This window comes from Janthinobacterium sp. GW822-FHT07A03 (assembly GCF_058798815.1).
This window is the reverse complement of sequence record NZ_JBXAKW010000010.1, coordinates 72,738-84,431: the sequence shown is the minus strand read 5'-3', so window position 1 is coordinate 84,431 and position 11,694 is coordinate 72,738. Positions and strand designations below refer to the sequence as shown.

Below are 11,694 nucleotides of genomic sequence, written 5' to 3'. Positions count from 1 at the left end.
GCTTATACCGAGAACGACGAACCGCAACCGCAGGTCGACGTCGCCGTCGGATTCTTGATCACGAACTGCGCGCCTTCCAGGTCATCCTTGTAGTCGATTTCCGCGCCGACCAGGTACTGGTAGCTCATGGAGTCGATCAACAGCTGGACGCCGTTCTTGACCATGGTGGTGTCATCTTCGTTGACGATTTCGTCGAAGGTGAAACCGTACTGGAAGCCGGAACAGCCGCCGCCCTGCACGAAGACGCGCAATTTCAGGTCTGGATTGCCTTCTTCCTCGATCAGCTGCGCGACTTTTTCGGCGGCGCTATCGGTAAAGATGATAGGCGAAGGGATCACATCTTGCATTTCAGCGACTGCATTCATTTCAGACTCCTCAGAAAACATAGCCTCATTATAGACTGTTGGCACAACTCGCGCTGCGGCGGCCGCAGAGGCGGCTGGCCGGTGTTGTTCCTGCTCACATTTCCGACACGGCCAGGTGCAGCACGGGGTCGGCGCTGTCGTGGCGACTGAGCTTGCCTTGCACCAATGCGCCGCTGTGCATTTCCAGCACTTTGTAGTAGACCTCTCCTACAATGCGGGCTTTTGGCTGGATTTCAAGCATTTCGGACACGTACACGGGGCCATTGATCTCGCCGCTGACAACCAGGCTCGAGCAGCGCACTTCGCCATCAATGCGGCCCGCCTCGCCCAGCACCACATGCGTGGGCTCGCCAGGCTCGCCCGTGACATTGCCGCGCACATGGCCATCGATGCGCAAGCCGCCGCAAAACAGCAAGTCGCCCTCAATCCGCGTGGAAGCGCCTATCAGGGTGTCGATGGGGTTTTTCGCGTTGCGCTCGAACATGAACGTCATCCTGTTGGTGTACGTGGCAGTCCAATTTAGCACAGGTCCGGCAAAAAGGCGCCGGACCTGCGCAAGCACTGCTGCCTATTTTTATGGCAGCAAGGCGATATGTTGCAAACCGGCCGTTTCTTTCAAGCCAAACATCAAGTTCATGCACTGCACGGCCTGGCCCGAAGCGCCCTTGACCAGGTTGTCCTGCACCACCAGCACGATGACGGTATTGCCGCCTTCAGGGCGGTGCAAGGCCAGGCGCAGCATGTTCGAGCCGCGCGTGGAGCGGGTTTCCGGGTGCGAACCGAACGGCATCACGTCGACGAAAGGCTCATCCTTGTATTGCGCTTCGAACAAGGCTTGCAATTCTTCATTGCTGACATCCTTGTTCAGCTGCGCGTACAGGGTCGAATGCATGCCGCGGATCATCGGCACCAGGTGCGGCGTGAAGGTCAGCGCCACCTTGTCGTCCGTGAAACGCTGCAGCTGCGCCGTCGTTTCCGGCAGGTGGCGGTGACCGGCCACGCCATAGGCCTTGAAGCTGTCGCTGCTTTCCGAGAATAGGATGCCGATTTCCGCCTTGCGGCCGGCGCCGGACACGCCCGACTTGCAGTCGGCGATCAAACCGCCCGCATTGACCAGGCCCGCCTTGAGCAGCGGGTAGAAGCCCAGCTGCATGGTGGTCGGGTAGCAACCGGGGTTGGCGATCAGCCTGGCCTGCTTGATGTCTTCGCGGTTCAGTTCCGGCAAGCCATACACGGCTTGGGCTATCAGCTCGGGGGCCGTGTGGGGAATCTTGTACCACTGCTCGAACTTGGCCTGGTCTTTCAGGCGGAAGTCGGCGGCCAGGTCGATGACTTTCACGCCGGCAGCCAGCAGGGCTGGTGCTTGTGCCATGGCAACACCATGCGGCGTGGCAAAGAAGACCACGTCGCACTGTTCCAGGTTCGCCTTGTCCGGCGAGGAAAACGCCAGCTTGACGTGGCCACGCAGGGAAGGATACATGTCGGCAACGGGCAAGCCATCTTCCTTGCGCGAAGTAATCGCCGTCAACTCGACATCTGGATGGGTAGCGAGCAAGCGCAGCAATTCCACGCCCGTGTATCCAGTGCCGCCGACGATGCCAACTTTGATCATGTTCTTTCCTTGTGTATAGATTGCATAAAGATAAAGGGAAATGCTGCCCCTACGGGTTTTCCGCGTATTTTACAGCGCAACGGCACATCCCGCTGAAATGCAAAAAAGCCGCGGGACCGAAGTCCAGCGGCTTTTCGACCAGCACCAAAAAGGTGCTGTAGCGTAAGAATTAACGCTTCGAGAATTGCTTTGCGCGACGTGCTTTGCGCAGACCAACTTTTTTACGCTCGACTTCACGTGCATCGCGGGTCACGAAGCCGGCTTTCGCCAGTTCCGGTTTCAGCGCTGCATCGTAGTCGATCAGAGCGCGGGTGATGCCGTGACGAACTGCACCAGCCTGGCCCGACTCACCGCCGCCATGGACGTTGACTTTGATGTCGAAACGCTCGACATTGCCGGTCAGTTCCAGAGGTTGACGGATGACCATCAGACCCGTTTCGCGCGAAAAGTATTCGTTTGCTGGTTTGCCGTTAACAACGATCAAGCCTGTGCCAACTTTGATAAAAACCCGAGCCACTGCACTTTTGCGACGGCCGGTTCCATAATTGTAATTACCGATCATGTCAGTTCCTTAGAGAACAAGTGCTTTAGGTTGCTGAGCAGCGTGCGGATGGGAACCTTCCGCGTACACTTTCAGCTTCTTGATCATTGCGTAGCCGAGTGGGCCTTTAGGCAGCATGCCCTTGACCGCTTTCTCAAGCGCGCGACCTGGAAAACGCTGTTGCATTTTCTGGAAGTTGGTTTCGTAGATGCCGCCTGGATAGCCAGAGTGACGGTAGTAAATTTTCTCAGTAGCTTTGGTACCGGTCACACGCAGTTTGCCTGCGTTGATGACGACGATGAAGTCGCCGGTATCGACGTGAGGAGTAAATTCTGGTTTGTGTTTGCCGCGCAGTCGGAGTGCCACTTCGCTGGCAACACGTCCGAGGACTTTGTCCGTCGCGTCAACCACGAACCAATCGCGCTGGACTTCATGTCCTTTAGCGGAAAATGTTTTCATGTTGACTTCCTAATAGATTACACGCTCAAATGGTGGTTCCGCCGATGCTGCTATGCGGACTCTGCCTTATTTACTTTTCCTGAGCGAACGGAAAGCCGACAAGTATAAGCGGCTTTGCCCTGCCGCGTCAAGCAGCGATGCAGGCCCGATGCGGGCTGGCGGCCGGCACATGGATGAGCATTCCTCTATTACAATACAAAACGCTTACAATTTTCGGAGAGTACGATGGAATGCAAAGTCAGCTGGAATGGCCCGTCGGGCATGAGTTTTCGGGCAGAAACCGGTTCCGGCCACCTGGTGACCATGGATGGCGCGCCCGATGGCGGCGGCCACAACCTGGCGCCACGCCCCATGGAAATGGTCTTGCTGGGCACGGGCGGCTGCACCGCCTATGACGTGGTGCTGATCCTGAAACGGGGCCGCGAAGCCGTCAGCGGCTGCGAAGTGACCCTGAAGGCCGAGCGCGCCGACACCGACCCGAAAGTGTTTACCAAGATCCACTTCCACTTCACGGTGCGGGGCAAGGCCCTGAAACCGACGGCCGTGGAACGGGCCGTTTCATTGTCGCATGACAAATATTGCTCGGCGTCGATCATGCTGGCGAAGACGGCAGAAATCACGCATTCCTTCGAGATCATCGAAGAAAGCGCCTGACCAAACCTGCTGCGCGTCGGTTTTGCCAGGCGTTTCACGTCTCAGGCTAAAAAAGGCGCTCTTCGGAGCGCCTTTTTTTAAATATAATACGCCGTTTTCGTCATGACCTTGCCCATCAAGCCCATCAGCGCCTTCACGGGTGCCGGGGTATCGATGGCGCCCAGGCGCTGGGCGGCGGCGCCATGTTCCACTTCGTCGATGGCCATCTGCTTGACGATGGCGCGCGACTTGGCGTCCTGCGGCGGCAATTCCTGCAAGTGGCTGGCCAGGTGCGCTTCCACCTGGCGCTCCGTTTCCACCACAAACCCCAGGCTGCGGCCGTCGCCCATGCGCGCGGCGATGGTGCCCAGCGCAAACGAACCCGCATACCACAGGGGATTGAGCAGGCTCAAACGCGAGCCCAGCTCCGTCAGGCGCTGCGCCGTCCAGGCCAGGTGGTCTTCCTCTTCGCGTCCCGCCTCGTCGAACTGGGCGCGGATGGCCGGGCTGTGCGCATAGCGCGCCTGCGAGTTGTACAGGGCTTGTGCGCACACTTCGCCCACATGGTTGACGCGCATCAAGCCGGCGCTGTGGCGCTGTTCGGCCGGACTCAGCTCCGCATCGGGCGCATGCGCGGCCGGCGTGGGGCGCGAGGCCGAGGCCACGCCCGCGATGACGCGCAAGGCCTTGTCGGCGCCAACAATCAAACGATCCAGGGGGTCAAAATGGCGGTTCGCGGTCATCGTGAGCTATTCATGTAAGGGAAAACATGAATTATAGGGTGATAGCGGCCAGCCGTCCCCACGCCGTGCGCAGGGCGAACGGGGCTTTATTGACCTGTGCGCGCTTTTTCCTGCTCGATCCAGTCCACCACGGGGCCGACGGCATCGAGGCCGGACAGGCTTTTCGCCACGCCCAGGTTCAGTGAAATCAGGAAAGAAATGCTGTCGACGGGGATGTCCGGGCAGTATTCGGCAAACGCGGCGCGAAAACGCTCCGATTGCAGCACGCGCAAGACTTTTTCGCCGCTCATGAATTGCAGCACGCTGGCGATGCTGTGCCCGCCGCCTAGCGAGTGGTAAATAAAACGGTTGTACTTCGCGTCGATCTGCTTGAAATCGAGGGTTTCCTCCGTCATCAGGCCGGCCAGATAGTACAACCCCAGGCTGACGCGGAAAAAACCGATGGCTTCGGCACTAGTCATGCCGGCGCGGGCCACGGCCAGTACCTTGTCCTGCATTGCCTGATCGATCGTTTGCATCGCGCTCTCCCGCGCCGTCCGCCGGCGCCCACCGGGCCAGCTTGCATGAAGATGCTGTTTTTTTCAATAGACCAAACGATATTTCCACCTTGCAAGTTACATTTTTTGCATGCTACTCTCGTTCTTCACCGTTGAATGGATGAAGCACATGATAGAGGTCAAGCACCTGGCAAAACGTTTCCGCATGCCGCCCCACAAGGGCAAGGGCGTGCACGTCAGCGATCCGCGCGAACACGAGGGCTGGTTCCACGCCGTGCGCGACGTCAGTTTCAGCTGCGCCCCGGGCGAAGTGCTGGGCTTGCTGGGTCCGAATGGCGCCGGCAAGACGACCACGCTGCGCCTGCTGTCGACGGCCTTGCAGGCGGACGCGGGCAGCGCCCTCGTCAATGGCGTCGACGTGCTGCGCCAGCCGCTGGTGGCGCGCCAGAGCATCGGTTTTTTGTCCGGCTCGACGGGCTTGTACGGCCGCCTGACGGCGCGCGAGAACGTGGAATACTTTGGCCGCCTGCATAGCATGCCGGCCGACAAGCTGAAACGCCGCTGCGACGAACTATTTTCCCTGCTGCAAATGGAAGAATACGGCGGCAAGCGGGCCGATCAGTTGTCGACGGGCATGAAACAGAAGTGCGCGATCGCCCGCACCGTCGTGCATGAGCCGCAAGTGGTGATCCTCGACGAGCCGACCACGGGCCTGGACGTGATGTCGGCCAAGATCCTGCTCGACTTCATCGCCAGCTACAAGGCGCTGCGCGTGCCGCTGATCTTTTCCACGCACCACCTGCACGAGGTGGAAAAACTGTGCGACCGCGTCTGCATCATCAACCGCGGCACCACCGCCTTCCATGGCACCGTCAACGAGCTGCGCCACCTGGGCGGCAGTGCCGATCTGTACGACGCCTTTGTCAGCGTCATCAACCAGGGAGCCTGAGCCATGTGGACCATTTATCTGAAAGAGTTGCTGGAACTCACGCGCGACCGCAAGACGCTGATCTTCACCATCCTCATCCCCATCTTTGCCATGCCGCTGATCTTTGGCGGTTTCGCGTATGTTTCAAACAATATGTTCAAGAACGCCAAGACGGCGGAAATGCGCTACACGCTGTTCGGCAAGGACCATTCGCCGGGCTTGAGCGCGCGTTTTGCGCAGCAGCATAATTTGCGCGAAGTGCCGCTGGCCAGCGAGGGGGAGATCCGCCGCGCCATCGGCGACGACACCATCAAGTTCGCCGTCGTCATTCCGCCCCGCTTTGAAGATGCGCTGCAGCAACAGCAGCAAGCCAAGGTCACCCTGCATTACAACAGCGCCAGCACGGTCGACGTGACCCAGCAGCGCGTGCGCGAGATCGTCGAGGCCTACAACGCGAGCCTGCGCGAAAGCGCGCTGTCGGCCCTGAACCTGAGTCCGGCCCAGCTGGCCTTTGCCCTGCACCCCATCGTGCTCGACAAGCAGTCGACGGCCAACGAGCGCGAGCAGATGGGCGCCATCGTCGGCGGCATGCTGCCGTATCTGCTGCTGATGGTGTGCCTGACGGCGGCCATGTATCCGGCCATCGACCTGGGCGCGGGCGAAAAGGAGCGGGGCACGCTGGAAACCCTGCTGCTGGCGCCCGTGCCGCGCAGCGCCATCGTGCTGGCCAAGTTCCTCGTGCTGTTTACCGTCGGCATGACCTCGGCCGTGCTGATGGTGGGCAGCATGGGCGCCCTGCTGGCCATCTTCGGCAGCTCGCTCGAAGGCAACATGGCCGTCATGGTGCGCAGCATCGGCTTGCCCGACCTGGCCATGGTGACCCTGATGCTGGTGCCGACGGCCGCCATCTTTGCCTCGCTACTGCTGTCGATCTCGATCTACGCGAAAAGCTACAAGGAAGCGGCCGGCATGATCACGCCTTTGATGCTGTTCGTCATCCTGCCCACGGTGGCGGCCATGCTGCCCGGCGTCGAGCTGAACTGGATGTGGGCCATGGTGCCGCTGACCAACGTGTCGCTGGCCATGAAGGAACTGGTGAAAGGCACCATGGATTACCGCATGTTCGGCGTGATCCTGGCCTCGACCACGGTAATCGCAGGCGCCCTGCTGATGTTGTGCCGCTGGTGGTTTAACCGGGAATCGGTGCTGTTTCGTAACTGACACTCTCATGGCGGGCCGAAAAGACCACAAGCGGCCCGCCATCCACCCCCGCCAACTGCACTCTGGGCACGCGAAAATGCCGTGTATCGCATGCAACTGCCCAGTGCGTCTTAAATTCAATACAATGCCAGCATAGAGTAGCCCTGTCGCATCGGGCAGCAACGCATGAGTTAGGAGTTGTATGGAATTGCAGATTCGCAAATTGTCGAAGACCTACGCGAATGGCGTGGTAGCGCTGGACAATGTTTCGCTGACGATACCGCCCGGGATGTTTGGCTTGCTGGGCCCGAACGGCGCCGGCAAGTCGACCCTGATGCGCACCCTGGCCACCCTGCAGGAATGCGATTCCGGCTCCATCTTCTTCGGCGACTATGACGTCCTCGACGACAAGGACGAGGTGCGCCGCCTGCTGGGCTACCTGCCGCAGGACTTCGGCCTGTACCCGAAAGTGACGGCCTACGAGCTGCTCGACCACTTCGCCATGTTGAAAGGGCTGTCGCAGCGGGCGCGCCGGCGCGAAGTCGTCGATGGCCTGCTGCAGCAAACCAATCTGTTCGACGTGCGCCACCAGCGCCTGGGCGGCTTTTCGGGCGGCATGCGCCAGCGCTTCGGCATCGCGCAAGCCCTGCTGGGCGACCCGAAACTGATCATCGTCGACGAGCCGACGGCCGGCCTCGACCCGCAGGAGAGAGTCCGCTTCCATAATCTGCTGTCCGACATCGGCGAAGACAAGACGGTGATCCTGTCGACGCATATCGTGTCCGACGTGGCCGACCTGTGCGCCAACATGGCCATCATCAACAAGGGCCATTTGCTGCTGTGCGGCAAGACCCAGGAACTGATCGATGAAGTCAGCTGCAAGATCTGGGCGCGCTTTGTCGAAAAGAAAGAACTGGCCAGCTTCCAGCAGCGCCACGCCGTCATTTCCACGCGCTTGCTGTCGGGCCGCACCTTGATCCACGTCTATAGCGACGACGATCCGGGCGATGGCTTCGAGGAAGCCATCGGCGACCTGGAAGACCTGTATTTCGCCACCATTGCGGGGCGCCACCGCGTCGCCCCGCAGTGCGACTGAGGGGGCGGCCATGTTTGCCATCGCCCGCTTTGAAGCGCGACAGCGGCTCAAGCTGCTGTCCACCTGGGTGTATTTCGCCATGTTCCTGGCGCTGGCCATGCTGTGGATGGCCGCCGCCGGCGGCGTCTTCAAGGAAGCGAGCATCAGTTTCGGCGGCAAATTCCTGATCAACGCCCCCCGTTCGCTGGCGTTCACGTGCAGCCTGCTGGGCTGCTTCGGCGCCGTGGTGGTAGCCGCCATGATGGGCCGCTCGGTGCAGCAGGATTTCGAGTACGGCATGCAGCATTTCTTCTTCAGCGCGCCGATCAAAAAATACCAGTACGTCTTTGGCCGCTTCCTCGGCGCCTACCTGGTGCTGGCGGTGGTGTTTTCCAGCATCGTGATCGGTGCCTGGCTGGGCGCCTGGCTGCCCGGCATCGACCCGGAACGGCTGGGGCCGCAACGGGCGCTGGCCTACCTGATGCCCTACGTCTTTACGCTGCTGCCCAACCTGTTCATCTTCGGCGCCATCTTCTTCGTCATCGCCGCCCTGACGCGGCGCATGCTGCCCGTGTACATCAGCTCGGTAGTCATGCTGATCGGCTACCTAGTGGCGCCGTCGCTGGCGCGCGACCTCGACTACAAGACCCTGGCGGCCCTGATCGACCCTTTCGGCACCACGGCGCTGATACGCCTGACGGAATACTGGCCGAACGCGGAACGCAACACGCGCCTGGTGACGCTGGAAGGCGTATACCTGCTGAACCGCGCCATCTGGTCCGGCTTTGCCCTCGTGGCCTTGCTGCTCGGCTACTGGCGCTTCCAGTTCCACGCGACGACGGACGCGGGCGCCAGCAAGCGCCGCAGCGAGGGCGAGGCGCCGCAGCGCCTGTCGAACGCTTCGCTGTCCACGCAGGAAACGCCGGACTTCGCGCAGCGCAACCTGGCCACCCTGCTCCTCAAGATGAGCTGGCTGAACCTGCGCGAAACCATCAAGAACATCTATTTTGTCGTTATCGTGCTGGCCGGCGTGCTGACCATGTATGCGGGCGCGCTGGACATGGGCTCCATCTACGGCACGAATACCTATCCCGTGACAGAAAAGGTGCTGGAGATGGTCAGCGCCTCGTTCGCCCTGTTCATGCTGATCATTACCACCTTCTACGCGGGCGAGCTGGTGTGGCGCGAACGGGAAGCGGGCACGTATCTGATGCTCGACGCCCTGCCCGTGCCGAACTGGCTGCCCCTGCTATCGAAACTGTTTGCGCTGGTCGGCCTGCAAGCCTTGCTGAGCCTGGTCATCATGCTGTGCGGCATGTCGATCCAGGTCTTCAAGGGCTATTACCGCCTCGATCCCGGTCTGTACCTGGAATCGCTGTTCCTGTCGCACCTGCCCTACTATGCGCTGGTCGCCGTGCTGGCCATCTTCGTGCAGGTGTTGATCAATCACAAATACCTGGCGTATTTCGCCATGATTCTGTACCACATCGCCAGCATCAGCTTTTCCTCGCTGGGCCTGGGCGACCCGCTGCTGCTGTACGGCAGCACGCCCGATGTCGTGTATTCGGCCATGAACGGTGCCGGCCACTTTGTGTTGCGCGAGCGCTGGTACTTGCTGTACTGGAGCGGCGCGGCCGTCATGCTGACGGTGCTGTCGCTGCTGTTCTGGCCCCGCGGTGCGCAGGACAGCTGGCGCATCCGCCTGCGCCTGGCGCGCCACGGTCTGACGCATGGCGTGCTGGCCAGCTTTGCCGGCGGCGCCCTGATCTTCGTCGGCGCCGGCGGCGTGCTGTTCTACGTCTTCCACGTGGCCAACGATTACCAGTCCGAATTTTCCCGCGATGGGGACCGCGCCAGCATCGAGCGCCAGTACCGCAAGTTCGCCGCCACGCCGCAGCCGAGAATCACCGACGTGAAACTCGACGTGGCCATCTACCCGGCGCAGCGCACCCTGGCCGTCACGGGCCGCTATGTGCTGCAAAACAAGACCAGCTTGCCGATCAGCCACATTTTTGTGCAGCAAGACCCGACCGCCACCATGCGCCTGCGTTTCGATACGCGCGTGCATCCCGGCCTCGATGACGGCAAGCTGGGCTTCTACAGCTACCGCCTCGCCGCGCCGCTGGCGCCGGGCGCCACCCTGGGCCTCGATTTCGACATCCGCTATGCGCCGCGCGGCATCTTCGGCCTGGGCCAGGACACGCCCGTGGTGGCCAACGGCACTTTCTTCACGAATGCCGTGCTGCCGCACATCGGTTACCAGCCGCAACAGGAATTGACGGACCCGCGCGACCGCAAGAAACACGGCTTGCCCGCGCGCGAACGGGCCTTGCCGCGCGACGATGCGAAGGGATTGGCCGACAACTACGTCAGCAACGACGCCGACCGCATCAACTTCGACGCCACCGTCAGCACCGTCGACGGCCAGACGGCCATCGCGCCGGGCATGCTGGACAACGACTGGATCGCCAAGGGGCGCCATTACTTCCATTACACGATGGACCAGCCGATCCTGAATTTCTACGCGTTCCAGTCAGCCCGCTACGCCGTCAAGCACGAGCGCTGGCAAGACGTGGCCATCGACGTGTATTACCATCCTGGCCACGAGTACAACCTCGATCGCTTCGTGCGCGGCAGCAAGGAAGCACTCGAGTACTACACGAAGAACTTCGGCCCCTACCAGCACAAGATCCTGCGCATCGTCGAATTCCCCCGCTACGCCACGTTTGCGCAATCGTTCCCGAACACGATACCGTACTCGGAAGGCCTGGGCTTTATTGCCAAGGTGGACGACAAGAACCCGAAGGACATCGACTATCCGTTCTACGTCACGGCGCATGAAGTGGCGCACCAGTGGTGGGCGCATCAATTGGTGGGCGGCAATACGCGGGGCGCCACCGTGCTCAGCGAAACCCTGGCCGAATATTCGGCCCTGATGGTGATGAAGAAAACCGCGGGGCCGGCCAAGATGCGCCGCTTCCTGCGCTATGACCTGAATCAATACCTGATGGGGCGCAGCGAAGAGCGCAAGAAGGAATTGCCGCTGGCCGAGAATGAAAACCAGGCCTACATCCATTACAACAAGGGCAGCCTGGCCATGTACTTGCTGCAAGACATTATCGGCGAGGGCAAGGTCAACGGCGTGCTGCGCGACCTGCTCAAGACCTACGGCCAGAAAGGCCCGCCGTATGCGAGCGTGACGGCGCTGATCACGGGCTTGCGCCAGGTCACCCCGCCCGAGCAGGCTTACCTGATCGACGACCTGTTCGAGAAAATCGTGCTGTTCGACAACCGTGCCCTGTCGGCCACGGCCACGAAACGCAATGATGGCAAATATGCCGTCACCATCAAGGTGCAGGCAAGCAAATTGACGGCCGGCGAACAAGGCGAGGAACACGACGCAGCGCTGCACGACTGGATCGAGATCGGCGTCGACGACGCGAATGGCCATCCGCTGCTGCGCGAACGCCTGCGCATGACGGCGCGTGAAGCAAGCTACACCGTCATCGTCGCCAGCCGCCCCGGCAAGGCGGGCATCGATCCCGACAACAAGCTGATCGACCGCAAGCCCGATGACAATATGGTCACCGTCGAGCTCGACGAACCATGACGAAAAATGGCCGCCCGTTTGAATAATGGGC

Annotated in this window: 12 protein-coding genes; 5 read left to right on the top strand and 7 right to left on the bottom strand. The window is 60.9% G+C overall.

Translation table 11 applies throughout. The features are described from left to right. Positions 1-2: 2 nt before the first annotated feature. From erpA to rplM, 5 genes are all read right to left on the bottom strand, one after another. Positions 3-365 carry an iron-sulfur cluster insertion protein ErpA gene (erpA, locus tag AC1RJW_RS25210; protein ID WP_029496047.1) on the bottom strand — a complete coding sequence of 121 codons (363 nt, stop codon included), beginning with the start codon at positions 363-365 and terminating at the stop codon, positions 3-5. Positions 366-459: 94 nt separating this feature from the next. Next, the gene (locus AC1RJW_RS25205) at positions 460-849 is read right to left on the bottom strand and encodes a bactofilin family protein (RefSeq protein WP_071079490.1); all 390 of its coding nucleotides are present in this window, start codon (positions 847-849) and stop codon (positions 460-462) included. A 90-nt stretch (positions 850-939) separates the two neighbouring features. Next, the gene (gene argC / locus AC1RJW_RS25200) at positions 940-1,977 is read right to left on the bottom strand and encodes an N-acetyl-gamma-glutamyl-phosphate reductase (RefSeq protein WP_493047361.1); all 1,038 of its coding nucleotides are present in this window, start codon (positions 1,975-1,977) and stop codon (positions 940-942) included. 169 nt (positions 1,978-2,146) lie between these two features. Continuing rightward, positions 2,147-2,539: a 30S ribosomal protein S9 gene (gene rpsI / locus AC1RJW_RS25195; RefSeq protein WP_010393285.1), complete on the bottom strand. Its 393-nt coding sequence runs from the start codon at positions 2,537-2,539 to the stop codon at positions 2,147-2,149. Between the two features lie 9 nt (positions 2,540-2,548). Next, the gene (rplM, locus tag AC1RJW_RS25190; RefSeq protein ID WP_010393282.1) at positions 2,549-2,977 is read right to left on the bottom strand and encodes a 50S ribosomal protein L13; all 429 of its coding nucleotides are present in this window, start codon (positions 2,975-2,977) and stop codon (positions 2,549-2,551) included. Between the two features lie 225 nt (positions 2,978-3,202). Between rplM and AC1RJW_RS25185 the strand changes: the two genes are divergently transcribed. Further along, positions 3,203-3,631, top strand: a complete 429-nt coding sequence (locus tag AC1RJW_RS25185; RefSeq protein ID WP_493047360.1) for an OsmC family protein — start codon at positions 3,203-3,205, stop codon at positions 3,629-3,631. Between the two features lie 77 nt (positions 3,632-3,708). On the opposite strand, the gene coq7 is transcribed toward AC1RJW_RS25185, so the two are convergent. Next, positions 3,709-4,353 (bottom strand): 2-polyprenyl-3-methyl-6-methoxy-1,4-benzoquinone monooxygenase, encoded by a 645-nt coding sequence (gene coq7, locus AC1RJW_RS25180; protein WP_099409771.1) that lies wholly within the window; start codon positions 4,351-4,353, stop codon positions 3,709-3,711. Between the two features lie 86 nt (positions 4,354-4,439). Further along, positions 4,440-4,871 carry a hypothetical protein gene (locus tag AC1RJW_RS25175; protein ID WP_121668442.1) on the bottom strand — a complete coding sequence of 144 codons (432 nt, stop codon included), beginning with the start codon at positions 4,869-4,871 and terminating at the stop codon, positions 4,440-4,442. A gap of 148 nt (positions 4,872-5,019) precedes the next feature. Between AC1RJW_RS25175 and AC1RJW_RS25170 the strand changes: the two genes are divergently transcribed. The 4 genes from AC1RJW_RS25170 (at position 5,020) to AC1RJW_RS25155 (ending at position 11,663) form a co-directional block, all read left to right on the top strand. Continuing rightward, positions 5,020-5,799, top strand: a complete 780-nt coding sequence (locus tag AC1RJW_RS25170) for an ABC transporter ATP-binding protein (protein WP_493047359.1) — start codon at positions 5,020-5,022, stop codon at positions 5,797-5,799. 3 nt (positions 5,800-5,802) lie between these two features. Continuing rightward, the gene (locus AC1RJW_RS25165; protein WP_493047358.1) at positions 5,803-6,999 is read left to right on the top strand and encodes an ABC transporter permease; all 1,197 of its coding nucleotides are present in this window, start codon (positions 5,803-5,805) and stop codon (positions 6,997-6,999) included. A gap of 181 nt (positions 7,000-7,180) precedes the next feature. Next, positions 7,181-8,074: an ABC transporter ATP-binding protein gene (locus AC1RJW_RS25160; RefSeq protein WP_493047357.1), complete on the top strand. Its 894-nt coding sequence runs from the start codon at positions 7,181-7,183 to the stop codon at positions 8,072-8,074. Between the two features lie 10 nt (positions 8,075-8,084). Continuing rightward, positions 8,085-11,663, top strand: a complete 3,579-nt coding sequence (locus tag AC1RJW_RS25155) for an ABC transporter permease/M1 family aminopeptidase (RefSeq protein WP_493047356.1) — start codon at positions 8,085-8,087, stop codon at positions 11,661-11,663. The last annotated feature ends 31 nt before the right edge of the window (positions 11,664-11,694 follow it).